This is a genomic window from Acinetobacter sp. SWBY1 (genome assembly GCF_002946595.1).
In the GTDB taxonomy this organism is placed as follows: Bacteria; Pseudomonadota; Gammaproteobacteria; order Pseudomonadales; family Moraxellaceae; genus Acinetobacter; species Acinetobacter towneri.
Map to the genome: position 1 here is coordinate 2595589 of NZ_CP026616.1, position 26054 is coordinate 2621642.

21 protein-coding genes are annotated in these 26054 nt (G+C 42.0%); 9 read left to right on the forward strand and 12 right to left on the reverse strand.

The annotated features are described in order from the left end of the window. Positions 1 to 33: 33 nt before the first annotated feature. Positions 34 to 1374, reverse strand: coding sequence for a ribosome rescue GTPase HflX (gene hflX / locus C3Y93_RS12525; RefSeq protein WP_104853075.1), 1341 nt, complete (start codon positions 1372 to 1374; stop codon positions 34 to 36). Positions 1375 to 1671: 297 nt separating this feature from the next. On the opposite strand from hflX, the gene C3Y93_RS12530 reads away from it, so the two are divergent. Next, positions 1672 to 2490: a lysophospholipid acyltransferase family protein gene (locus C3Y93_RS12530; protein WP_004972464.1), complete on the forward strand. Its 819-nt coding sequence runs from the start codon at positions 1672 to 1674 to the stop codon at positions 2488 to 2490. 97 nt (positions 2491 to 2587) lie between these two features. Here C3Y93_RS12530 and C3Y93_RS12535 read toward each other — a convergent pair whose 3' ends face one another. Next, the gene (locus C3Y93_RS12535; RefSeq protein WP_026438286.1) at positions 2588 to 4198 is read right to left on the reverse strand and encodes a phospholipase D family protein; all 1611 of its coding nucleotides are present in this window, start codon (positions 4196 to 4198) and stop codon (positions 2588 to 2590) included. Between the two features lie 176 nt (positions 4199 to 4374). Between C3Y93_RS12535 and C3Y93_RS12540 the strand changes: the two genes are divergently transcribed. After that, a complete protein-coding gene (locus C3Y93_RS12540; RefSeq protein WP_104853076.1) occupies positions 4375 to 5385 on the forward strand; it encodes a metallophosphoesterase in 1011 nt (336 codons plus the stop codon). Positions 5386 to 5451: 66 nt separating this feature from the next. Here the strand turns inward: C3Y93_RS12540 and C3Y93_RS12545 are convergent, their stop codons facing one another. Then, a complete protein-coding gene (locus C3Y93_RS12545; RefSeq protein WP_104853077.1) occupies positions 5452 to 6765 on the reverse strand; it encodes an MFS transporter in 1314 nt (437 codons plus the stop codon). A 188-nt stretch (positions 6766 to 6953) separates the two neighbouring features. Next, a complete protein-coding gene (gene trhA / locus C3Y93_RS12550) occupies positions 6954 to 7601 on the reverse strand; it encodes a PAQR family membrane homeostasis protein TrhA (RefSeq protein WP_004972459.1) in 648 nt (215 codons plus the stop codon). A gap of 106 nt (positions 7602 to 7707) precedes the next feature. Between trhA and C3Y93_RS12555 the strand changes: the two genes are divergently transcribed. Both C3Y93_RS12555 and C3Y93_RS12560 read left to right on the forward strand, forming a co-directional pair. Then, entirely contained in the window at positions 7708 to 8928 is a 1221-nt protein-coding gene (locus C3Y93_RS12555) for a class I SAM-dependent methyltransferase (protein ID WP_104853078.1), read from the forward strand. Between the two features lie 23 nt (positions 8929 to 8951). After that, on the forward strand, positions 8952 to 9374 hold the full coding sequence (locus C3Y93_RS12560) for a GNAT family N-acetyltransferase (protein WP_104853079.1): 423 nt from the start codon (positions 8952 to 8954) through the stop codon (positions 9372 to 9374). Between the two features lie 112 nt (positions 9375 to 9486). On the opposite strand, the gene C3Y93_RS12565 is transcribed toward C3Y93_RS12560, so the two are convergent. The 4 genes from C3Y93_RS12565 to C3Y93_RS12580 form a co-directional block, all read right to left on the reverse strand. Beyond that, a complete protein-coding gene (locus C3Y93_RS12565) occupies positions 9487 to 9819 on the reverse strand; it encodes a hypothetical protein (RefSeq protein WP_004972453.1) in 333 nt (110 codons plus the stop codon). 171 nt (positions 9820 to 9990) lie between these two features. Then, a complete protein-coding gene (locus C3Y93_RS12570) occupies positions 9991 to 12126 on the reverse strand; it encodes a 3-hydroxyacyl-CoA dehydrogenase NAD-binding domain-containing protein (protein ID WP_104853080.1) in 2136 nt (711 codons plus the stop codon). An 11-nt stretch (positions 12127 to 12137) separates the two neighbouring features. Further along, on the reverse strand, positions 12138 to 13343 hold the full coding sequence (locus tag C3Y93_RS12575) for an acetyl-CoA C-acetyltransferase (RefSeq protein WP_104853081.1): 1206 nt from the start codon (positions 13341 to 13343) through the stop codon (positions 12138 to 12140). 229 nt (positions 13344 to 13572) lie between these two features. Then, a complete protein-coding gene (locus tag C3Y93_RS12580; RefSeq protein ID WP_004972448.1) occupies positions 13573 to 14583 on the reverse strand; it encodes an AraC family transcriptional regulator in 1011 nt (336 codons plus the stop codon). Between the two features lie 210 nt (positions 14584 to 14793). On the opposite strand from C3Y93_RS12580, the gene C3Y93_RS12585 reads away from it, so the two are divergent. The 4 genes from C3Y93_RS12585 to C3Y93_RS12600 all read left to right on the forward strand — a co-directional run bounded on the left by C3Y93_RS12585 (position 14794) and on the right by C3Y93_RS12600 (position 19588). Beyond that, entirely contained in the window at positions 14794 to 15954 is a 1161-nt protein-coding gene (locus C3Y93_RS12585; RefSeq protein WP_104853082.1) for a CaiB/BaiF CoA transferase family protein, read from the forward strand. 237 nt (positions 15955 to 16191) lie between these two features. Continuing rightward, positions 16192 to 17835 carry a nitrite/sulfite reductase gene (locus C3Y93_RS12590; protein ID WP_104853083.1) on the forward strand — a complete coding sequence of 548 codons (1644 nt, stop codon included), beginning with the start codon at positions 16192 to 16194 and terminating at the stop codon, positions 17833 to 17835. Next, on the forward strand, positions 17828 to 18313 hold the full coding sequence (locus C3Y93_RS12595; protein WP_104853084.1) for a DUF934 domain-containing protein: 486 nt from the start codon (positions 17828 to 17830) through the stop codon (positions 18311 to 18313). The genes C3Y93_RS12590 and C3Y93_RS12595 overlap by 8 nt, the downstream gene beginning before the upstream one ends. A gap of 288 nt (positions 18314 to 18601) precedes the next feature. Continuing rightward, a complete protein-coding gene (locus tag C3Y93_RS12600; RefSeq protein ID WP_004972441.1) occupies positions 18602 to 19588 on the forward strand; it encodes a diaminopimelate dehydrogenase in 987 nt (328 codons plus the stop codon). 131 nt (positions 19589 to 19719) lie between these two features. On the opposite strand, the gene C3Y93_RS12605 is transcribed toward C3Y93_RS12600, so the two are convergent. Both C3Y93_RS12605 and C3Y93_RS12610 read right to left on the reverse strand, forming a co-directional pair. Next, positions 19720 to 20895, reverse strand: coding sequence for a thiolase family protein (locus C3Y93_RS12605; RefSeq protein ID WP_104853085.1), 1176 nt, complete (start codon positions 20893 to 20895; stop codon positions 19720 to 19722). Between the two features lie 130 nt (positions 20896 to 21025). Then, a complete protein-coding gene (locus C3Y93_RS12610; protein ID WP_104853086.1) occupies positions 21026 to 21544 on the reverse strand; it encodes a GspH/FimT family pseudopilin in 519 nt (172 codons plus the stop codon). Positions 21545 to 21919: 375 nt separating this feature from the next. Between C3Y93_RS12610 and omp38 the strand changes: the two genes are divergently transcribed. Beyond that, on the forward strand, positions 21920 to 22996 hold the full coding sequence (gene omp38 / locus C3Y93_RS12615; RefSeq protein ID WP_104853087.1) for an outer membrane protein Omp38: 1077 nt from the start codon (positions 21920 to 21922) through the stop codon (positions 22994 to 22996). A gap of 507 nt (positions 22997 to 23503) precedes the next feature. Here the strand turns inward: omp38 and C3Y93_RS12620 are convergent. Beyond that, positions 23504 to 24967, reverse strand: coding sequence for an amino acid permease (locus C3Y93_RS12620; RefSeq protein ID WP_104853088.1), 1464 nt, complete (start codon positions 24965 to 24967; stop codon positions 23504 to 23506). Continuing rightward, entirely contained in the window at positions 24964 to 26001 is a 1038-nt protein-coding gene (locus C3Y93_RS12625) for a methyltransferase (RefSeq protein WP_104853089.1), read from the reverse strand. The genes C3Y93_RS12620 and C3Y93_RS12625 overlap by 4 nt, the downstream gene beginning before the upstream one ends. Positions 26002 to 26054 lie beyond the last annotated feature (53 nt).

Sequence of the window (26054 nt, forward strand, 5' to 3'; positions counted from 1 at the left end):
TTGATCTTTCATTAAAATTTTACTTATCACGTTTTAACCGATCTGATCGTCAATTTCAAATGCTTCAAGCGGACGTTTAAATTGTTCTGCCTGTGCACCTAAAATTTCGTCTATCGGTAAATGTGCCTGTTTAATCAGTTGTTCCAGTTTATGTGGTGCCATGCTGACTTGTAGATGTAATTGACCTTCATCATCGTACTGTTCTGCCTGAATGACATTGAGCGCATACAGTTGATTGCGCAGTTTGCCATAAGCAGGTTGTAATTTAAGATCAAACTTTTGAATTTGCCCCATCAAACATTCATGTACGGCTTGTTTTAACAAGTCTAAACCTTGCCCTGAATGTGCCGATACATAGACACGGTCAGGTTGATGCGGTTTTTCATAGATAATTTTGGCTGTTTCGCCTGAGACATCAATTTTATTGTAAACCCGCAAAATAGGTACATCTGCGCCAATTTCTTTTAGCACACCTTCGACTGCTTCAATTTGTTCCAACACATCGGGGTTGCTTGAATCAATCACATGCAGCAATAAACTGGCTTCTAAGGTTTCTTCCAAAGTTGCTTTAAAAGATTCCACCAAAGAGTGAGATAGGTTTCTTACAAAGCCAACGGTGTCTGCCAATACCAGACGTCCGATGCCATCCCATTCTAAACGCCGTAAAGTAGGGTCAAGCGTAGCAAACAGTTGGTCAGCAGCATAGACATCACTTTGCGCCAAAATATTAAATAAGGTCGATTTGCCTGCGTTGGTATAACCGACCAATGAAACGGTAGGAATGGCGGCTTTTTGCCGAGCCACACGACCTTGTGCACGGGTTTGACGGACTTTATCGAGTTTGGTTTTTAGTTGTCCCATGCGAATACGCAATAAGCGTCGGTCAGTTTCAAGCAAGGTTTCCCCAGGACCACGTAAGCCGATACCTCCTTTTTGACTGTCTAAGTTGCTGCGACTACGCACCAAACGTGAAGATAAATGTTGTAATTGTGCCAATTCGACCTGTAATTTACCTTCGTAAGTGCGGGCGCGTTGAGCAAAAATATCTAAAATGAGTTCGGTACGGTCAACCACACGGCATTGCATCACTTTTTCTAAATTACGTGCCTGTGCAGGACTGAGTGCATGATCAAAAATGACCAAATTGGCGTCGTGTTCTTTGACCAATGCGGCAATTTCTTCGGCTTTGCCTGAGCCAATAAAGAGTTTGGCATCGGGTTTACTACGTTGAGTGTGGACGTGTTGTAAAACTTCTGCACCCGCAGATTCAGCCAAGAGCTGAAATTCTTCGGCATCTAGGTCTTCTAAAATTTGGACAGCGACACTGACCAGTACAACACGCTCGCCATCTTGATGTGGCACAAAATTTTCCACTCAGCGCAATCTCCATGCTAAAGCTATATTCTAGTAGAAAAAATGTTTGTGCAGGGAAATATAGATGATTGGATTTTTCCTGCGCCCTGATTTGATGCTATATCAACGTATGTAAACTCAATTATAAGGATGACCCCAATATAGAATTTATCTATTTAGATTTTGCCAAAAGTCGCATGTTTGCATGCAGGTTTCGGTTTTTATTATCAATGCAAGTTCAGATTGAACAGTATAGAATGAGCAAAATATAGACCTTTATACGTTGTTTTGCGTTTAACAATTATTAGTGATGACCCTATGAACCCAGCTGTTGAAACTCACACATCTCCAATTCATGGTTTTGCAAAGCTTGCTTTGTATAGCAAAAAAGTTCTGGCAACGGCTGGCGCGATTGGTGAAGGGTTTTATTTGGTCTATCGTCATCAATTGTATAAAGACACCAACAACCCGAACAATACGCGCTATGTGCAATATTTTTGCCGTCAATTGTGCAAAGTTTTTAATATTGAAGTGCAAATTCATGGTGAAATTCCGCATGACCCTGCGCTATGGGTCAGTAATCATATTTCGTGGTTAGATGTAGCGGTATTGGGTTCTAGTGCGCGGGTATTTTTTCTGGCCAAAGCTGAAATTGAAAAATGGCCGTTATTGGGTAAGTTAGCCAAAGGTGGGGGGACGCTATTTATTAAGCGTGGCTCTGGCGATTCAGTCAAAATTCGTGAACAAATCACGCAATTTTTAAAACAAGATATTCCTGTATTATTTTTTCCTGAAGCGACCACGTCAGATGGAAGCAAAATTAAAAAAGTGCATGGTCGTATTTTAGGGGCAGCAATTGAAGCCAAACGACCTGTGCAAATTTGTCTGATTTGTTATGTGAATCAGCAAGGTGAGTTAGATACTGTTGCGCCGTTTATTAATGACATGACCTTTGTTGATCATGTGAAAGATGTTTTGGAAATGTCGAAAGTGACAGCGCATTTAATGGCGTTACCTGCAATTGTGGTAGAAGGGCACGATATTGAATCTTTAACTGCTGTGGTACAGGAACGCATGACAGAAGGTTTGGCTGAGTTGCATCGTCAGGTATTAAAACCACAAGTGCTGACATCATAAAACATGCTTAGGCGCATCTTCATGTTAAAGATAGCCTAAGCACATCACATTTTTTTAAGAATAATGGTCATCATCCAACAGCTTCAATATTATGTTGCTACATAAAGCCTTCAATTGGCAGCCATGAGGTAATTTTCATTGCCGCACGTTGATACCATTTCATCCCTGGTTCTTTTTTCAGAATTTGAGTTTCGCCTTGTGGATTTTTCATGTGCCATTGAATGTTTTGCTGTGCATCCAAAACCAGTTTATAAGCATATTTGGACAAATTGACATCCATGGTGTGGTGAACTGCGCGAGCCAATGGCGGACTGTTTAAAATCACCCCAATTTCAGTATTTAAATATGCCGAGCGTGGGTCAAAATTAAACGAACCAATAAATACCTGTTTTTCATCCAATGCCATGAGTTTGGCATGTAAACTAGAACGGCTTAAACCTTTCATACTGACTTTGGCTTTTTTGGAAATTTCGTGCGTATGTGTGTTTAGGTTTTCCATTTCAGGTCGCGCCAAAAACTCATACAGCTGCACGTTATTTGCCAATAAATCTTCTCGATATTTGGCGTAAAAAGCATGCACCACAGGAACATCGTTGGCTTTAAAGGAGTTGGTCAGTACGCGTACCTGAACGCCATCATCCGCCAAGTCTTTTAGTTTTTCTGCCCCCGATTGTTCAGGGACAAAATACGCAGAAATAATATCGACACTACTGCTTGGCTTCTCTAAATGCGTCAGCAATTGAAAGTTGAGATGTTCTTCTTTTGAGGCGCGGTCTTTAATTTTACTCGGCGCATCTTTGACCACTTCAGCACTGACCCAATCGAACTTAATACTATGCGTCATCCACTGTTCAATCGCTTTAGAACGAGTCACCAAATCTAAATAATTTTGTACGGTGGCTTCTTGATCGTGCTGTTCTAATTGCTGTTTTAAGCTTTCATAACGCAAGGTGTAATGTTGTGGATTGACCAATTGCTTGACTGAATAAGCATAGTCATCATTCCAGTATTCATCAAAAGAGTGAATAATTTCATCCGAAGCCGAGCCGACTAACATCACATCGACATCAGAAAATTGATAATTGTCGCTGACGTTATAGTATTGATTGCTCATATTGCGCCCACCAATCAGAGAAATTTGGTTATCGGCAATAAAGCTTTTGTTGTGCATACGACGGTTAATACGCTTCAAATCCAAAATCATGTCCATGGCACGATAATGTCGAAAGCGATATGGATTATACAGTTTGATGTCGATGTTGACGTGTTGATCGAGCGCGAGATAAATGCCTTCCATTTTTTTGGCATTGTTATCATCGACCAATAAGCGGACTTTCACCCCACGATCTGCCGCACGAATAATGGCGTGTAGTGCAAGCGCGCCAATTTTATCGTTATCCCAAATATAATATTGTAAATCTAAAGATTTTTCTGCTTTATTAATCAGATAGATACGTGCTGCTAGGGCTTCGAGCGGATCATACAGGACATGATAACCCGTAAGCTGCGGATATTTTTCGCGTAGCGGCAGTACAATTTTGGCCAAACTGGTTTGATCGGTTGGGGTTTCAAACGCCATCTGGATCGGATGTTCAATCTGTTTGGGCAGCGTGCTACAGCCTGAGAGTGTCAAAACGAAGGCGCAACTCAGCCACAAGACGTTGTGCCGAATATTTTGAAATGGAGCGGATGAGCTGCGGTTTGCCAAATTAAATTCCTTTTTAGCACGAGGAGCAAATAAGTTAAAAATAGGGTTTGAGTATAATTGTCAGCTATGAAAAGATAAATATGACAATACAGATATATGACGTGTGTGGGTTAAATGCGACATCTGGGTTTAGCGCAGCATTGAATAGCAGAAGTATGAAGTAATAGAGAATAAATATGTGGGATAACGATTCAGTCGTGTTGTATTTCTATATGGGTATGGCAATTTTGACGCTGTGGGCAGTTTCGCAAGCATGGCGCAGTCAGGCCAATACAGAAACCATTCACCCGTTTAAGGCCTTTGTGCATTTGTTGGCATTTTATTTGTCTTACCTGTTGCCGCCTTTGGTTTTTTTTAGTGTCTATGCGGGTATTCAGGGCTATTACTCCATCCACGAAGCGATTTTTGTATTTTTAGTCAGTGCTGTGTTGAGCTATGCGCGTTTTATTGAACCGCATTTGATTCAAGTCAAAACTACCAAATATCAAATTCATGCAGATCGCCGTTTATTAAAGCCTGTCAAAATTGCTTTAATTGCAGATTTACATATTGGCTTGTTTTCTGGGCATGAGCGTCAATTGAAGCAAATTGTGAAAAAACTCAATTTGCAAAACCCCGATATTGTCGTTGTAGCAGGCGACTGGACTTATGAGCCTGAAAATAAATTGGTCGAAGAATTGGCGGTATTAAAAGAAATTTGTGCGCCTGTATATTCGGTAAATGGTAATCATGATGAGCAGTATCCTGGCCCGCCCATTCAAGAGCTGTTAAAAACGGCTTTAGAACAAAATAACGTGATTGATATTGAAGGTAGAATTGTCGAGTTTGATGAGTTTCGTTTGCTCGGTATTGGCGATTTATGGGCAGGTAAAACCGACATGCGCTATATGCCCGATTTACCTCAGGATAAGCCGTGGGTGTTGTTATCACATAACCCCGATACAGTGGATATGGTGCCAAAATTGCCGACACGTCCGTTGATGTTGGCAGGACATACCCATGGTGGGCAGGTTGAACTGCCGTGGCTGACCGATTATGTGATGAAAAAAGTATCTATTTTAGGGCATAAAAAGGGGTTATATCGCCATGATCATGCCGATGTATTTGTGACTGTAGGGACAGGAATGGTCGGTGTTCCTTTTCGTTTTGGTGTGCCGCCCACGATTGATATTATTGAATTATTGTAAGCACCGTCACCATCGCCTACATGAAAAAAACCAGCCGAGGCTGGTTTTTTGATGCAATTTTTGCGCTTAAATTTGATTGTTTACATCATCATGCTTGGTTTCTCGAATCATTAAAAATGCGATTAAAGACAAGATGGATGCTGCACTTAAATAATAACCAACTGCAGCCAAGCCATAAGTGGTGGCAAGTTTGGTGGCAATCAGTGGGGCAAACGATGCGCCAAAAATACCCGCCAAGTTAAAGGTGAGTGCCGAGCCTGTATAGCGTACAGAAGTAGGAAAAATTTCAGACAACACTGTACCAATTGGTCCGTAAGTAAGTCCCATAATTGCCAAGCCAATACACAGGAAAATAAATACAATCCACGTGCTGCCTGAAGCAAGCATATCGGCAAAGAATAAGCCAAAAATTGCAGAGACGATGCACACCGCAATAGAGGTAGTTTTACGTCCAAATTTTTCGGCTAAAACGGCTGAGAGGGGAATAAATGCGGCAAAACACAATGTGGCTAGTAGTTGAAGTTTTAAGAATTCTTCACGTGAATAACCCAGTTGTTTGGTGCCCCATTGCAAGGCAAATACCGTAGTCAGATAAAACACCACAAAGGTACAAATTGCAGCGATTGTACCGAGCACTAACATTTTAGCGTGTTTTTTAAAGACCTGAATAAATGGCACATTGACTTCTTTTTGTTTATTCAACACTTTTTGGAAGGCAGGCGTTTCATGCAGTTTTAAGCGAATCCATAAACCGACAATCACCAATAAGGCACTCGAAATAAACGGGATGCGCCAGCCCCATGTCATAAAGTCTTGCTCAGACATCAGCGCACCTAAAATAAGGAATGAACCTGTGGCAAGAATAAAACCAATCGGAGCGCCCAATTGTGGGAACATGCCATACCAAGCACGTTTACCTTCAGGGGCATTTTCTGTGGCTAACAGTACTGCTCCCGACCATTCACCGCCCAAGCCTAAACCTTGCCCTAAGCGACACAACGCCAACAGTAATGGCGCGATAATCCCAATTTGTGCATACGTCGGCAGTAAACCAATACAGACTGTAGAAATTCCCATGGTCAATAATGCCGCGACCAAAGTGGCTTTGCGTCCAATCCGATCTCCTAAATGTCCAAATAAAGCTGCGCCAATTGGACGGGCGATAAAGGCAATTGCAAAGGTGGCGAGAGATTGAATGGTTGCCGTCATTGGGTCAGTACTGGTCGGAAAGAACAGATACGGGAAAATAATGACTGCCGCAGTGGCGTAGATATAAAAGTCAAAAAACTCGATAGTTGTACCGACCACGCTTGCAGTCAGTACTCGAAATTTAGAATTTTGAGTCGGCTGTTCAGCGGCAGCAGTAGATGAAGATGCCATACAGGACCTTATGTAAAGTGAATTTTAAATGAAAGTGCAATTTGGCACAGACTGCACGGGCAGAAAAATAGTCAACACTTCTTGTAGTTATGCTTTTTTGGACAAGAAGTTGGTCACTAAACTGCATCCATGAGCATCGTTTAAATCTGACCGATTCATCTGTAAGGCATGAACGAGATTCAACATGATTAAATCACATACAGATAAATTGCCAGAAAGTGTGCCCCTGCACCAATGAGGACAAATACATGCCAAATTGCGTGGGTATATCTTACGCGTTTTAAGGCATAAAACAATGCACCCACGGTGTAGGCAATGCCGCCAATTAGCAAAAAGGTCAGGGCTTGGCTGCTTAAATAGGCTTGCATATCGTCCATGACCAGAACGGCTAACCAACCCATCACCAAGTAGGCAATTAAAGAAATTTTATGAAAACGGTTGATGAATACCAGTTTAAATAGGGTGCCAATCAGGGCAATAATCCACAGGGCAATTAACAAATATTGTGCTTTTTGAGTAGGAATCGCGATGGATAAAAATGGGGTATAAGTCCCTGCAATTAAATAATAAATTGCGGTGTGATCTAACTTTTTATAAAAATAACGACGGTCTGCTGCGGTTGCCATGTGATACAGCATTGAAGCAGAAAAAAGCAGTACCATGCTTATTGCATAGGCCCACAAACCTAGCCATTGTCCCGTACTTAAATACGCACCTTTAATGATTAAAAGAATACCTGCAATAAATGCCAAGGCCGCACCAACACCATGGCTCAGATAGTTAATCCGTTCTTCTTGCAGGTCATAATCAGGCACTAAAGGGGCATTTAATTTCATGGCGAATCTGCTTTAATTTCTTAATTATACAACTGTATCGTAATTCAATTTTGCTTTTAGGGTAATAACAATTAAACTTGAATTGTAATTTTTTCAGGTTTTTATTATGTCGACTTTGGCTTCTCCCTCTGTGCAGGAACAACAATTCTTAGAGGCTTTTCAGCAAGCCATTGATACACAAAAGCTTGATCGTGTGGTGCTGAGTCAATATAAAGGCGAACTGGAACAATTAGAAAAAATCACCTTACGGGTGATTCAGCTAAATCAAGACACCGTTTTAACTTGTTTGTATCGCCATAAAACGCAGGATATCACCAAAAACTATCCTTTGGCAGAAGCACAGATACAATTGAGTCACTTATTGGCAGATTGTAAACAGGCCAATTTATTCACGACAGATCAGGAAATTCAGCTAAAAAAGAACAAAAAGAAAGCCATGCTTAGCATCAGTAAAACAGCACCGACTATAGCGAAACCGAAAGAACCACAAGGACATGACCGAGAAAAGCAGCGTTATGTCGATCAATCCAGCCCATTTTTACAACACTTGGGGATTAGCGATGCCAAAGCGCAAATTATTCCGAGCATGGCGCGGAAATGGAAACAGATTAATAAATTTATTGAAATTTTTTCGGGTGCCTTGGCGCAAATCAAAATTTCGGAAAATACCTTGCGCGTGGTGGATTTTGGTTCAGGCAAAGGCTATTTAACTTTTGCACTATATGACTATTTGCAAAAGCAGCAATTTATTCCCTTTGTGACTGGGGTGGAACTAAACCTGAAAATGGTTGAGTTTTGTCAGTCGGTGGCGAGTGCTTCAGACTTTCAGCAGCTAGATTTTTTTCAGGGCGATGTGCGCACCTATCAGCCAGAACATTTAGATGTAATGATTGCTTTGCATGCCTGTGATGTCGCCACCGATTTTGCAATTCATACTGGTATTCGCCTGAATGCACAAATGATTATGTGCGCGCCGTGTTGCCATAAAGAGTTGCGTCCACAATTACAAAGCCCAAGCGTGTTGCAACCGATGCTGCAATTTGGCATTCACGCAGGGCAACAGGCGGAAATGTTAACCGATACCATCCGCGCTTTATTGCTCAAAGCCTATGGTTATGACACCAAAGTTTTTGAGTTTGTCGCTTTAGAACACACCAGTAAAAACAAAATGATTTTGGCAACCAAACGTCAAAATTGGAGTGAACCTGATCAAGCAGTTTTGGCACAAATTCGTGATTTAAAAACCATGTACGGTATTCAAAAACATTCTTTGGAGTTGTTGTTGAACGATCAGTGGGATCAACAGGGCATTGGTTCTAAGTGCTAAGCAAGATGGAACAGGATATAAAGATGCAAGATTATGAAATTCAATCGGGCACTTGGACACAATTTGCTGCAAAGGCCAAATCTATTCGTGAGCAAGTCTTTATTCAGGAACAGCGAATTGCGCCTGAAGATGAGTGGGATGCACAAGATGCAGTTGCCTTGCATTTTGTGGTCTATGCAACTGGACAGGCGATTGCAACAGCACGTTTACTGGAAAATCACAGTATTGGGCGGGTCGCGGTACTGAAGTCACAGCGTGGTTTAGGTGTGGGACGTGTTCTAATGCAGCATATTATTCAGATGGCAAAGCAGCAGCAACGTCCGTGGGTCAAGTTGTCTGCGCAGGAACACGCGATTCCGTTTTATCAAAGCTTGGGTTTTCAGGTGGAGGGTGAGTCGTATTTAGATTGTGGTATTGCGCATGTAGATATGCGATTGATATTTTAAATGAATTGTCGATAGTCCTGATTTTAATCGTGCAAAATAAAAATCGCCATGATGAGATGTGATCATGGCGATTTCTTTTTATGAACTATATGAACTGAGCGGCTAGTGCATATTAATGTCCATGTGCGGGTGCTGGCTCATGGTTTTCAGGCATATTGGCATGTTCTGTTTCAGTCATACCGTGTGCATCTGCAGTTTCAGCAGCCAAAGCTTCACGTGCTTCACGATCTGCTTGTGCTTTTGCCAATGCTTCTTGTGACATAGCTGGCGCATTTTTAAAGGCGTGTTGCTGAGTATTCTGCTTTTGTTGCTGGCTAGGCATGTAGTCAGGTTCATTCGTGACCGCTAACCAGAAAATAAACATGAAAATTCCACCCAAAATACAGAAAATAAAGAGTGCTTTCCAACCCCAAGGTGATTTTTCAGGAGTAAGGCGTTCGGTCATGTGCATCTACCCAATTTGAATCTAAATCTTAAAATTATGTAACTTTATAACATAAAATGCATGAAAAACGGATTACATTCTATTTATGCAGGGATATTCATTGTAATTTTGAGCAAATAAAAAGAGGGATGATATATCCCTCCCAGATTGCTTTAAATTTAAAGTTTAGCTTTAAATGCTTTTAGCACCTGCAGCAACACGATCTTGCAAGATTTTAGGTGGGGTAAAACGCTCGCCATATTCAGCAGTAAGTTGCTGTGCTCGTGCCAAAGCCTGTGTTAAACCATATTGATTCAAAAATTGTAAAGCACCACCTGTCCATGCAGGGAAGCCAATGCCAAAAATTGAACCAACATTGGCATCAATGACAGATTCTAAAACACCTTCTTCCAAGCAACGTAAGCTGTCCAGTGCTTGTACAAATAAGAAACGGTTAATCATCTCTTGTTCAGCGATTTCGGTATTTTTATACCAATGACTTAACCCCGACCAAAGCTGTTTTTTACCCTGCTCAGGGTAGTCATAAAAGCCTGCACCTGCAGCTTTGCCTTTACGTGAGAATTGATGAATCATGGTTTGAATGACTTCATCTGCACTCGACAGTGGTCGGTCTTTTCCTTCGGCTTGCAGCGCCTTACGTGCTTCCTGTGCCACGTGTTCAGATAAGGTTAAAGATACTTCATCCTGAATAGCAAGTGGGCCAACAGGCATACCTGCTTTTAAAGCTGCCATTTCAATTTTGGCAGGATGTACGCCTTCTGCCAGTAAGCGCAAGCCTTCCTGCACAAAAGTGCCAAACACCCGACTGGTAAAAAAGCCACGTCTGTCATTGACTACAATCGGTGTTTTACCAATGTGTTGCACAAAGTCATATGCTTTTGCCAAAGTATCGGCAGAGGTGTTTTTTCCTTTAATGATTTCTACCAACGGCATTTTATCGACAGGACTAAAGAAATGCAGTCCAACAAAGCGCTGTTGATCTTGCGCAGCTTGGGCAAGCCCGCTTATTGGCAAAGTTGAGGTATTGGATGCCATCACACCTTGTTCTGCCAGAAAAACTTCGGCTTCTTGTGTGACTTGCGCCTTGAGTGCGGGATTTTCAAATACCGCCTCAATAATCAAATCACAGCCTTGTAAATCGGCAGCCTGTGCCGTTGGATGAATATTGGCTAAGACTTGTGCTGCTCGCTCTGCACTTATACGACCTTGCGATACTTGTTTATCCAATAGTTTTTGACTGTAAGCTTTGCCTTTTTCAGCTTGTTCGATGGATACATCTTTAAGAACAACCGCAATGCCTTTGCTTGCTGTGGCATAAGCAATGCCTGCGCCCATCATGCCTGCACCTAAAATGCCGACTTTTTGAGTTTGATGCGGTGCAATGCTTTGCGGACGGCCACTGCCCGATTTAATCGCATTCAGCCCATGCCAAAAGGTGCCAATCATATTTTTAGAAATTTGACCTGTTGCGAGCTGGGTAAAATAGCGAGATTCAATGCGTAAGGCTGTATCGACATCAACCTGCGCACCTTCTACTGCTGCACTCAAAATTGCTTCAGGTGCAGGGTAACAGCCTTTGGTTTTGTCGCGTAGCATGGCAGGAGCAATGGAAAGCATTTGCGCGACAGCAGGTGTAGATGGTGTTCCCCCAGGGATTTTATAGCCTTTGACATCAAATACTTGTTGTGATTGAGGATGTGCAAGAATCCAGTCTTGGGCTTTGCTGAGTAATTCTGTTTCATTTTCAGCAAGATCATGGATTAAACCTAAACTTTGTGCTTTTTCCACACTCAGCTGTTTGCCTTCCATCAACAGCGGCAGGGCAGTTTGTAAACCCAATAAACGTACCATCCGCACAATACCACCGCCACCAGGCAATAAACCTAAAGTCACTTCGGGTAAACCAAACTTGGTTTTTGCATCACGAATTGCAATACGATGATGACAGCACAGAGCAAGTTCCCATCCGCCGCCGAGTGCCGTGCCATTTAAGGCAGCTACCACAGGAATACCACGGGTTTCAATATAACGCAGCTGTGCTTTTAGGTTTTCAATCATCTGAAAAAATGAGCTGGCATGCTCAGGCTGTACTTGAATCAACTCATCTAAGTCACCGCCTGCAAAAAAGGTTTTTTTCGCAGAGGCGAAAATGATTCCCGCCACTTGTTCGTCTGCTTTTAACTTTTGTACCACTTGCGCTAATGCATCTCTAAAGTCAGCATTCATGGTGTTGGCAGATTGATTTGGTGAGTCAAAGGTTAGAATGACAATGTTATCGGCATTTTTATAATAGTGAATGGCGCTCATTTTTATACTCCTTATACTCGCTCAATAATGGTGGCAATTCCCATCCCACCGCCTACACATAATGTAGCCATGCCGCGTTTTTTATCTTGTCGTTCTAGCTCGTCCAGTAAGGTGCCTAAAATCATGGCACCTGTAGCGCCAAGTGGATGACCCAAGGCAATAGCACCACCATTCACATTGACTTTGGCGGGATCAACCTGAAGTTCTGTAATAAAACGCAGAACCACGGCTGCAAAGGCTTCATTGACTTCAAACAGATCAATATCTTCAATGTTCAGTCCTGCTTTGGCTAAGGCTTTGCGTGCTGCAGGCGCGGGTCCTGTGAGCATAATGGCAGGGTCTGTGCCAACCAGTGCGGTAGCAAGCACTTTGGCGCGTGGTTTTAAGTTGTGTTGTTGTACCGCTTGTTCCGATGCAATCAAGACCAATGCCGCGCCATCAACAATACCTGATGAATTGCCTGCATGATGCACATGATTGACTTGTCCTGCTTCAGGATATTTTTGCAGGGCAATCGCATCAAAACCCATTTGTCCCATATTGGCAAAACTCGGCTTGAGCTGTGCCAAGCTTTCAGCCGTGGTCTGTGGTTTGATAAATTCATCTTGTGCCAAAATCACCACACCTGCCTGATCTTTGACAGGTACAATCGAGCGCTCGAAATATCCCTTTGCTTGTGCTGCTGCGGCTTTGTGCTGTGATGCGGCTGCAAATTGATCAACCTCGGCACGGCTATAACCATCGAGTGTGGCAATTAAGTCAGCCCCAATACCTTGTGGAATAAAGTCACAGGCCATATTGGTTTCAGGGTCAAATGCCCAAGCACCACCATCGGAACCCATTGCCACACGTGACATAGACTCCACACCGCCCGCAACGATTAAATCTTCCCAACCTGAACGGACTTTTTGTGCTGCGAGGTTCACGGCTTCTAAGCCTGAAGCACAAAAGCGGTTGATTTGTACCCCTGCAACATCATTGTCCCAACCTGCGGAAATTGCTGCGGTTTTGGCAATATCTGCGCCCTGATCGCCAATTGGTGTGACACAACCCAAAACAATGTCGTCTACTTGTGAAGTATCTAGATTGTATCGTTGTTGCAATTCATTTAATAAGGTCGTGAGTAGGCGAATGGGTTTAACTTCGTGTAATGCGCCATCTTTTTTTCCTTTGCCGCGCGGAGTGCGAATGGCGTCAATGATGTAGGCCTCGCTCATAATCAATCCTTTGTCGATAGTTTTCTTAGTGATTGCTTTTGAGTGTAAACAGAAAATAGTGAAGTGCAATGACAAGAACGGTTCAGGTCAGTGAGGTTTTTTGCTAATTGGGATGACGCAGTAATTTGGCAGAAAGATTGAAACTATAATAGAGCGATAAAAAAAGCCCTTGCGGTGTGCAAGGGCAATCGATTGGAATTACGAGTTATTGTGAATTGTCGATTCTAAATTAATGATAACCATGCAACTGACGGTATAAACCAGGTGTGACGCCAGTCCACTTTTTGAAAGCACGGTGGAAAGTACTGGTTTCGCTAAAGCCAACTTGTTGTGCCACATCTTCAAGAGTAAGTTCAGGATTCAGCAATAGGTGAATCGCGGCATCACGGCGTAATGCATCTTTTACCCCTTGATAGCTTTTACCTTCTGCAGCCAAACGACGACGCAAGGTTTGTGGCGATAGGTACAGCATGGATGCAACATCGTTCAAGGTTGGCATTTCTTCGCCAATTTGGCTCTTTAACACGTCACGAATACGCGAAGTTAAAGAATTGGTGTTTTTGAATTTCACCAACAATTGCGCAGGCGCGGTTTTTAAGAATTCGTCTAAGGTTTCTTGGGTTTGACGAATTGGTAAATCCAAGTAGTCGGCAGCAAAGGTAATTTCGGTGCGTGGCATGTCAAATTGCATGACAGGCGCAAAGAACAGCGCATCGTATTCATCTGCATGTGCAGGACGAGGATAGCCAAAATGCACACGCTCTAAAGGCAGGCGACGTTCAATCAGCCAAGAGGCCAAGCCGTGCCAAATCATCAACATACTTTCAGTAATAAAGTGATCAGGATCCATGGCTTGTGGAATAGATGGCACCAAACGCGCTTCGTGTTTATCACGTTCTAAGGTAACCGACCAATCATCACCAAACAGTTTGTAGAATTGCGAAGAAAGTTCTAAGGCATCGCCCAATGTTTTTGCGTGTATCACCAATTGACACATGATCGCGAATGTACCCAAACGACGTGGCTGAGAATCAAAACCGACGTGTTCGTCTTGGGTCACCATCCACAACATTTTAATAAAGCGAGTATATTGTTCAGGTGAAATACGTGCTTTCGGTTGGCGCAGAAGTTCTGCCTCAATACCGACATGAGATAATAAGGTTTCGACATCCATGCCGAGTCGCTTAACACCCGTGAGCGCTGCATTTACAAAATGGATACTAATGGTATCTCTGCTCATGTTAAATCCTTCAGTCTCTTTTGTATTCACGTAAGCTTGACCTAAATGACGCTAAAAAATTGAAATTGGCAATTTACAATACCAATTTTACTTATTTTACATAATAAATTGCCGAAATGATCAAGGTAAATGGCTGAACATGACATTGTGTTACAGTTTTGCTGTTTATAAGATGAACGGAAATTCAGTAAAAATAGAGTAATCATCATAATGACACATGCACTGAGCGGTTTAAAAGTTTTAGATTTTTCCACCTTATTGCCCGGCCCTTTTGCCAGTTTGTATTTGGCAGATATGGGTGCAGAGGTGATTCATATTGAATCGGCAACCCGTCCTGACTTAATTCGTTTATTTCCGCCCTATGCCAATGGACAGGCGACTTCGCATAGTTATTTGAATCGGAATAAACAGTCAATTACTTTGGATTTAAAATCCCTCGAAGGTATTCAACTCATTCACGAGAAAATTGCCGAATTTGATATTGTATTGGAACAGTTTAGACCAGGCGTGATGCAGCGTTTAGGGCTGGACTATGCCAGCTTGGCAAAAATTAATCCAAGACTGATCTATTGTTCCATCACGGGCTATGGGCAAACAGGTGATTATCAACAACGGGCAGGACATGACATCAACTATTTAGCCTTGTCTGGCATTGCGGGGCATAGTGGACGGCAAGCGGGTGGGCCGCCACCGCTCGGGATTCAAGTGGCCGATGTAGCAGGTGGATCATTGCATGCTTTGGTGGCGATTTTAAGTGCAGTGATAGAACGTCAGCGCAGTGGTTTAGGGCAGTATATTGATATTTCGATGACCGATTGCGCTGCGACTTTAAACAATATGGCCGCTTCAGCAGTTTTGGCGGCACAGGTTCCTCAATATGCTGAGCAATCTTACTTAAATGGTGGCACCTATTATGACTATTATGAAACAGCAGATGGCCGTTATCTTTCAGTCGGTAGTTTAGAGCCGCAGTTTATGCAGGGTTTGGCACAGATTTTAAACTTACCGATACTTTTGGAAAAAGGGGCATCTTTAGATCCGCAAGAGCGCTTGCAAGTCAAACACGCTATTCAAGATAAAATTAAAACACAAAGTTTTGCCACATGGCAGCAGGTATTCGCGCAATATGATGTCTGCGTTGAACCTGTATTCACTTTAGATGAAGCCTTACATTCACCTTTGGCACAGCAACGCGGTTGGACAGTAGAAGTTCCTATTCAGCAGAATGCCGAAAAAACTGAAACTCAGTTGGCGTGTCCAATTAAATTTTCACGTTCTCAAATGCGTTACGATTATATCGGGCAGGCTTTGGGCGCAGGGCAGTGGTCATCTCAGACTAAAAATCAGGATGAAGATAAAGCCAAGTCATAACCACAGGTAATCAATAAAAGTTCGAACAGATGCTATAGCAGAAAAAGTGCTAAAGCATGCACTATTTTGTGATAGCTCTATAAAAAGCCTGTAAATTTTGGCAAAGGCTTACAGGCTGTGATGTTGCAATGGCTTATCAATAAAACCGCTAAGAAATATGTAAAAAACACATTTTGTTGATAGATTGAATCTCGCTATGCTGTCAGCCGTGATAATAGAAATGACTAGCTGTACGCCATGTATTTATATACTGATTTCGATCAGCAACTGATTAATGAACGTGTTGCACAGTTCCGCGACCAAACGGAACGTTATTTAGCAGGCAAATTGACTGAGGATGAATATCGTCCATTGCGTCTGCAAAATGGTTTGTATGTACAACGCTATGCGCCAATGTTGCGTATTGCGGTGCCTTACGGTCTGATGAACTCTAAGCAATTGCGTAAAGTTGCGCAGCTTGCCAAAGACTATGACCGTGGCTATGCGCACGTATCAACACGTCAAAATATTCAGTTTAACTGGCCTGCACTGGAAAATGTGCCTGACATGCTGGCAGAGCTTGCAACCGTACAAATGCACGCAATTCAGACTTCGGGTAACTGTATTCGTAATACCACCACAGACCAGTATGCAGGTGTCGTGGCGGGCGAAATTGCTGACCCACGTCCAACCTGTGAATTAATTCGTCAGTGGTCGACTTTCCACCCTGAATTTGCCTTCTTGCCACGTAAATTCAAAATTGCGGTGTCTGCACTGGAAGAAATTGACCGTGCTGCGACTGCATTTCATGACATAGGCGTCTATATTGTTAAAAATGAAGCAGGCGAAATTGGCTATAAAATTAAAGTTGGTGGCGGCTTAGGTCGTACTCCAATTATCGGTAGCTTTATTCGTGAGTTCTTGCCACGTGAAGATTTGATTGCTTACTTAGAAGCTATTTTACGTGTCTATAACTTGCATGGTCGTCGCGACAACAAATATAAAGCACGTATCAAAATTTTGGTAAAAGCTTTAACGCCAGCAGTATTTGCAGAAAAAGTTGAAGCTGAATTTGCACATACGGTTAAAACCTTAAAAATTGATGCAGAAACTTTGCAAAAAATGGATGAAAACTTCACGCCATTTGCTTATCAAAACTATGCCGATGAAGATTTTAGCGAGCTGTTTGCGCAGTATCCAAAATTCAAGCAATGGTTCAACATCAACACCAATGCGCACAAAGTACAAGGCTATCGTATTGTCACCATTTCATTGAAACGTGCAGGTGTTGCACCGGGTGACATGACGACAGAAGAAATGAATCTGATTGCAGATTTAGCCGATCAATATACCTTTGGTGAGTTGCGTACCACGCATGAGCAAAATATTGCTTTGGTAGATGTGCCACAAAAAGACCTGTTTGCATTGTGGCAAGTGCTCGATCCCAATAACTTGGCGCGCGCGCATATTGGCTTTATTACCGATATTATTTGCTGTCCGGGTGGTGATTTCTGTTCACTTGCCAATGCCAAATCTATTCCAATTTCAGAAGCCATTTCACGCCGTTTTGATGATTTGGATACCATTTATAATCTTGGCAAACTGGATTTAAATATTTCAGGTTGTATGAACGCTTGTGGTCATCACCACGTTGGTAATATCGGGATTTTAGGTGTCGATAAAAAAGGCGCGGAATTCTACCAAATCACTTTGGGCGGGCATGCAGACCATGATGCGTCAATTGGTGATATTTTAGGGCCATCTTTTGCTGCTGAAGTGATTCCTGATGTGGTGGAAGAAATTTTAAATACCTACTTAGATTTGCGTAGTGAAGGTGAAGATTTCATTGACACTTATCGCCGTGTCGGCATTCAACCATTTAAGGAGCGCGCTTATGCTTAATACTGCACTCCCTGTGCTCGCGAAAGATGGCACGATTGCAGACAATACTTATCAAGTGATTGCTGAAGATGCAGCATTACCGCAAGGTGATGTGGTACTCAGCGTTGAACAGCTTGATCAGTTGGCACAAATTACAGGTAAAAAAGCCTTATATCTAACGGTAGATGCTTCTCCTGAAAACCATGAATTTCCATTGGCAGAACTGGATGCGATTTTTATTGAATTCGCAGGTTTTAACGATGGTCGTGGTTATTCTTTTGCGGCATTGTTACGCCGTCAAGGCTTTCAGGGCGAACTTCGCGCAGTCGGTGATGTCTTTAAAGACGTCTTAAATTATATGAAGCGTGCAGGTTTCGATACTTTCGTGATTAAAGAAGGTAAAGATGTGCAAGAAGCTGCAGCAGGTTTGGCGGACTTTACCCATCCTTATCAAGCATCGACTGCTGTACCAAAACCGAATTATCAGACTGGTGCTTAAGTTTAAATACTCAAGTATTAGACCTGAAAACAGTATTGATTCTGTTGCAACAAAAAGCCTGCATTGCAGGCTTTTTGTTTGTTTGAAATTTAGAGTACGGATTGTTTTTCCGTTATTCTTCATGCTTTAATTTGGTGCAAAGTGCTGTAGTATAAGCACGCTGATGTAGCATCGCAGTCTTATGTAAGCGTTATTTTTACATTATCAAAAATCAATCAAGACGATAATTTGATGTGATTATCCTCTGATTTATTTTTCAATTTTTTCATGATGAAGTGATTTGTCTTTATGCAAAATTCTATCCGTATTGGTATTGCTGGTTATGGCAACTTAGGTCGTGGTGTTGAAACGGCGATTCATAAAAACCCAGATTTACAATTGGTGGGTATTTTTACCCGTCGTGCGCCTGAAAGCGTTTCACCATGTTTTGCTGAAACAGCAGTGTTTCACATGGATTCATTGTCAGATTTTCAAGACAAAATTGATGTGCTGATTTTATGTGGTGGTTCAAAAGACGACTTGCCACAACAAGGTCCAGTACTGGCGAGCCAATTTAATATTGTCGATAGTTTCGATACGCATGCACGTATTCCTGAATATTATGCATCTGTAGATGCACCTGCGACAGCGAACAAGAAAACTGCACTCATCTCAATTGGTTGGGATCCAGGCATGTTCTCGATTAATCGTTTATTTGGTGAAGCGTTGTTACCTGATGGTGAAACCTATACTTTTTGGGGTAAAGGTTTAAGTCAGGGTCACTCAGATGCCATTCGTCGTGTTGATGGTGTAAAAGCAGGTGTGCAATATACCATTCCATCGAATGATGCCATTGAACAAGTGCGTAGCGGTGCGCGTCCTGTATTAAGCACCAAAGATAAACATACTCGTGAATGTTATGTCGTACTTGCAGAAGGTGCCGATGCTGCTGCGGTAGAGCAAGCGATTGTGACCATGCCAGATTATTTCGCTGACTACAACACAACCGTAAATTTCATTGATGAAGCGACTTTAGCCAAAGATCACCAACGCATGCCACATGGTGGTTTTGTCATTCGCAGTGGTAATACCAGCGATGAACAAAAACAAGTGCTTGAATTCTCATTGAAGTTAGACAGCAATCCTGAGTTTACCGCGAGTATTTTGGTGGCTTATGCACGTGCTTGCTATCGTTTAAACCAAATGCAGCAATATGGTGCAAAAACTGCTTACGATGTTGCGCCAGGTTTATTGTCAATGAAATCGCCTGAACAGTTGCGTGCAGAATTGCTCTAAGACTTTATTAAGGCTATAAGCAAAAAGACGAATCATTGATTCGTCTTTTTGCTTTTTGAATTAAAGAGGAGTTAGGGAATGACTGTATCCCATCTGCCCTAATTCCGTTTTACAAATAGGGCTTCACGGCATTAAAGCAATTCAATCGCAACAGCGGTTGCCTCACCACCACCAATACAGAGAGCGGCCACACCACGCTTGCCACCTGTGCGTTTAAGCGCATGAATTAAAGTCAGAATAATACGTGAACCTGTAGAACCCACAGGATGCCCAAGCGCGCAGGCACCACCGTTGATATTCACTTTTTCAGGATCAAGCTTGAACTCATCTATTGGGCACATGGTGACCATAGCAAAAGCTTCATTGATTTCCCATAAATCTACATCTGCAACTTGCCAACCCGCTTTATCCAATACTTTTTGAATTGCAGCAACAGGGGCGATGGTGAACTCAGATGGGTGTTGTGAATTGGTGGCATAAGCCACAATTTTTGCTAATGGTTGTAAACCTTTATTTGCTGCATTTTCTGCAGACGTTAGGACTAAGGCTGAAGCACCATCTGAAATTGAGCTGGCATTGGCTGCGGTAATCGTGCCATCTTTGGCAAAAGCTGGACGAAGGGTTGGGATTTTTTCAATATTGGCATTAAAAGGTTGTTCATCTTTATCTACAATGACATCGCCTTTACGAGTTGTAACTGTCACAGGGACGATTTCATCAGCGAAATAGCCTTCATTGACTGCAGTTTGTGCACGTTTGAGTGAGCGAATCGCAAAGTCATCCATTTGTTGGCGTGTGTAACCTTTGCTATTGGCCATATCTTGTGCGAATGAACCCATTAAACGACCTGTTTCAGCATCTTCAAGGCCGTCTAAGAACATGTGGTCTTTCACATCACCATGTCCCATACGGTACCCAGCACGTGCTTTGGTCAGTACATAAGGTGCATTACTCATTGACTCCATACCACCAGCGACAATGATTGAGGCAGAACCTGCTTTGATTACATCGGCTGCTTGCATGACAGCTTTCATACCAGAACCACAGAGTTTGTTGATGGTGACCGCACCTGTAGAATCTGGTAAGCCTGCTTGACGCATAGCTTGACGAGCAGGGCCTTGCTTTAAGCCTGCAGGCAGGACGCAGCCCATAATGACTTCATCGATTTCTGTTGCTTGTACCCCCGCACGTTGAATGGCCGCTTGGATACTTGCCGCACCTAATTCTGGTGCAGTCACATTGGCTAAACTGCCTTGAAAGCCACCCATTGCAGTGCGTGCACCATTTACAATAACGATATCCGTCATTTTATTCTCCCAGTTTTTTATATGTGCTTTTGTCTAGATTTAATTCCAAGCAGGAATAGATCACTTCAGCAGTATAGGCAAAAAAAGATGAGAATAAAGTGACAATATAAAGATCATTTAGACTGCTCAGTTAACATCCATTGATGTCTTCAGCTCGAGTTTGCCCCATTTTACTAAGCACCAGTCGTTTGCTCGCGACGTGAGTAGAGCAGTAAAAGAAACTACCATTCGAGCCGATCGGCAAACCTTGTTGTGCATTAAAAGTTACACTGGGTATGTTTAAAGTGCCACGCCAATCCAAGGTACCGTATTTAAGTGCAGTTTTTTCTGTATAAAGAATGTATTCATTGTTGTCTATCTGACGATTTTTATTTCGATCAATAAAAATCATAAAACCCGTATTCCAGTTTTGCTTACTGCATTGGCTAAAGTCATGTGTTGGACAGATCACAACATTACTATGATGGGTGAAGGCATGGGAGCGTGCTATTTTCAGGCTGGACTGTAATGAATACTGAATTCGCTTGAGTTCTTGTTGTGCCATCAGCTGATGAAAATAGGGCAGGGCAACCATGATTAAAATCGCACTAATCGCTAACGTGACGATCAATTCAAACAGCGTGAAGCCGTTTTTGCTTATATTCGACATAAGTCTATACCTGTTATTGTTATGTTTTTTTATGATTAATTTGAGTAATTTGTTGTTTTATAGTGCTTTATCTGCTGTATAATAAATATTAAACAACTTTCGATAAAGCTGTTAAAATAAAGCGCAAGAAAGATAAGCTATTCACAATAAAAAATTGAGTAGAAAGTTACCGAATTACAACGGAAATTGTAAGTAATTTTGTCAATAATTTACTTGATTAAAATTATCAAGCACTTGGAAAAGTAATAAAGTGTTTGTATGATTCAAAGTGACTAGCTTAAAAATAATACTGGGGTATAAGAAAGCCTATCTCAGGGTAGTCGAAAATTTAGGCTTGAGCTTGAACAACAATTGTTATCTCTGGAGGATAAATCCATGAAAATGAGTCGTATTGCATTAGCAATGCTCGTAGCTGCTCCTTTAGCTGCTGCAAACGCGGGCGTAACTGTTACCCCATTAATGCTTGGTTACACATTCCAAGATACTGGTCATAATAACAGTACATTTGATAGCGACAATCGTCTATTATGGAGCGAAGGTGCGGAATCGCTTTCAATTCAAGATGATCTATTTGTTGGTGCTGCACTTGGTGTTGAATTAACTCCATGGTTAGGTTTTGAAGTTGAATATAACCAAGTGAAAGGTGATGTTGACTACAAAGACGTTGGCGTAGCTGAAACTGCTGGCGAATATAAACAAACACAAATCAATGGTAACTTCTATGTTACCTCTGATTTGATCACGAAAAATTATGACAGCAAAATCAAACCCTATGTACTTTTAGGCGCTGGTCATTATAAATACGATTATTCAGGTGATGTGTCTGATCTTCCTGATGACGAAGGTACTTTAGGTAATGTAGGTTTAGGTGCTTTCTGGCGCTTAAACGATGCTTTGTCTCTACGTACAGAAGCGCGTGCTACACATAATTTTGACGAAAAATTCTGGAACTACACAGCTTTAGCTGGTCTTAACGTTGTTCTTGGTGGTCACTTGAAGCCAGCTGCTCCTGTAGTAGAAGTTGCTCCAGTTGAAACAGTTGCTCCAGTTCAACCAGCTCCACAAGAGTTGACTGAAGACTTGAACATGGAACTTCGTGTGTTCTTTGATACTAACAAATCAAACATCAAAGATCAGTACAAGCCAGAAATCGCTAAAGTTGCTGAGAAGTTAGTTGAATATCCAAATGCTACTGCTCGCATCGAAGGTCACACTGACAACACTGGTCCACGTGCATTGAACGAACGTTTATCTTTAGCGCGTGCGAACTCTGTTAAATCTTCACTTGTAAATGAATACAATGTAGATCCAGCTCGTTTGTCTACTCAAGGTTTCGCTTGGGATCAACCGATTGCTGACAACAACACTAAAGAAGGTCGTGCTATGAACCGTCGTGTATTCGCGACGATCACTGGCAGCCGTACAGTGACTGTTGAACAACAAGCTCAATAATTTGAGTTAAGTTGAAAAAAACGACTCTTCGGAGTCGTTTTTTTATGCTTATTTTTTATGGAATGTATGGATCAGAGAGTGTCTGAAATGATCCACATTCAATGCGCTTTAAAAAATACTGTAAAAGTATGGTCTCGCAGAATAATGGGTAAATAGAGTAGGGGCTGATAGTACTTAATATTTTGGTTTGTTGAATCCTAAACTAAGTCAAATTTTTATGGCGAGTTTATTGACAATTCATTTAAAAAATTCATAAGCGTCGTCCCAGATTAAACTTTTCAGACAAGATACATAGACCTGATGTATATCAGTCAATCAAGTAGTTGATTAGCGATTATGAAAATCAACATTGAGCAGTTTGTGATGTGATCTCTCGCCGTATTATCAATAATGAAAGTGCTTTAAAAATAAAATTTGTCTTAAATTTACGCCATAAAAAAAACAGCCAAATGTTGGCTGTTTTTAGAATCTTGGATTCTTATGAAGTGTAACAGAAGAAGATCTGCTTTAGTCATGATCAGGATGTAGTGGTTTCACATCCATCTCCTGATATGCAATCAGTTTGGTTTTGTGTTTCCATTTATAGCCTAACCAAATGACCAAGAACAAAAGAATACCAATATAAGTCGATAAAACAGCGAGCCATTCACCATCAAGCACCGCTTGGTAGTTTTGACCTAAGACCACAATCGCACATAGGATAAAGGCAAACCACGGGGCAAATGGAAAGAATTTAGCACGGTAGGCTAAATCATGCAGTTGGTAGCCTTGTGCTAAATAGCCTTTACGGAAACGATAATGTGATACAGCAATACCGAGCCAAACGATAAAGCCACACATGCCTGACATATTCAGAAGCCAGTTAAATACTTGTTTTTCGCCAATAAATGTTGTTAAAAAACAAAGTGCAGCGATTGCTGTTGTGGCATACAGTGCATTCATTGGGACGCCACGAGCATCTAAGCGGGCAAAAGCTTTTGGTGCACTGCCTTTACGTGCCATATCAAATAGCATACGGGTCGATGAATACATACCCGAGTTACCAGCAGAAAGAATCGCAGTTAAAATTACTGCATTCATGAAACTTGCGGCAAAGGCAAAGCCTGCCTGTTCATACAGTAAAGTAAACGGAGAGAGTGCAATGTTATCGGTAGCGGCTGCTTGAAGTAAACGTGGGTCATCATAGGCGATTAAGGTACCAATAATGAAAATACACACGATATAAAACAACAAAATACGCCAGAAGATTTGTTTAATTGCAATCGGAATTGTTTTCTTCGGATTTTTAGATTCACCCGCAGCAACCCCCACCATTTCTGTACCCTGAAATGAGAATCCTGCAATCATTGCTACCCCAATTAAGGCGGATAATCCACCTACAAATGGAGCTTCGCCTTTGCTCCAATTGGCAAAAGTAGCAACATCTGGAGTCAGCATGATTTTGATAATCATGAATAGACCAATAATGATGAACACTACAATTGCAAGGACTTTGACCAGTGAGAAGAAAAACTCAGATTCCCCAAAACCTTTGACGGTTAATGCGTTAATTGCGAAAACCACCGCTAAAAATAATGCACTCCAGTAAAAGCCAGGAATATCAGGAAACCAAAATTTCATGATGAATTGCACCGCAACCAATTCAAATGCCACGGTAATGGCCCAGTTGTACCAATAGTTCCAACCCAGTGCAAAACCAAAACCACCTTCGACATATTTACTGCCATAGGTAAAGAACGCGCCGGAAGTTGGATTATGCGTTGCAAGTTCGCCTAGACTGGTCATCAAAAAATAAATCATGACGCCAATTAGCGCATACGCAAGCAAGGCGCCACCAGGACCTGCATTGGCAATCGTCGCACCTGAAGCAAGAAATAAACCTGTACCAATTGAGCCACCAATGGCGATCATGTTTAAATGACGCGCACCGAGCTTACGCTGCAGTTTTCTACTGTTGTGTGAGTCGCTCATCCTACTTCCTTTGTATTTTTCTGTGTGCTGGCAAACAGCACTTTAAAGCCTTGTTGATCTGCCTTGATTGTGCATTGACCGAAACTTTGTTCAATTAAGAGTGGATAATTCAAAAAGCGATTGGCCACAATCCAAAGTTCACCACCCGATTTCAGATGACGACGTGAGGTTTTACACAGATTTTCACTGGCATCGTAATGTGTTTGAATGCCTTGGTGGAACGGGGGATTACTCACGATGGCATGCAAAAATAGCGGTGCATCTTCAATGCCTGTCACGGCTTTAATTTCAAGTTGTTGTGGATTGAGCTGATTTTTTTCAAACGTCATTTGCGTTGACGCTAAAGCAAAGGCATCGACATCTAAAGCAAAAATACGATTTTCAGGGTTAAGTTTGGCTAAGTAAGCACTGATCACACCCGCGCCACAGCCAAAATCTGCAATTTTTCCAGCAGTAACCTGATTCAAATAAGGCAATAATACAGCCGTGCCAACATCCAAGTGTTTTTGGCTAAATACACCCGGCAAGGCACTAATTTGTAAATCACCTTTAGGTGTAGCAACTGTATAGTTTTTCGCCCAATCTGCTAAGGTTTTAGTTTGAACCTTGCAGTCTAAAATCAGCTGCCATAGTTGGCAGTGGCGGGCGCTATCTAGTTTGAGTGTTTTGCCATAAGGTTGTAATTGCTTTGCAGCCCGTTCAATTCCTGCTTTCTTTTCACCGACTAAAAATACGCTGCTGCCTTGTGGGAGTTGTGCGGCAATGGTGTGAATCAGGTAATTGAGCAGTTCCTTGGATTTCGGCACAAAAATAACAGCCTGATCAAATTCACCGACAGGCAATTCTGCACCAAAATGCACTTGCGCCTGTTGATTTTGAAAGTATTGATAGTCGTTAAAATTCCATGTCCAAACAGAAGCTTGGATTGAGTCACCCAATTCTGCGAGGAGTTGATCGGTCGGGGCATTGATCAGTAGAACGCGACCAGACAAATAGTCGTATTGTCTGAGTAAAACTTCGCTTTGGGGGTTCATGGTTCTCTCTCCAATAGAAAAACACTGTCTAAGTTCAGCTCAGACAGTGTTTT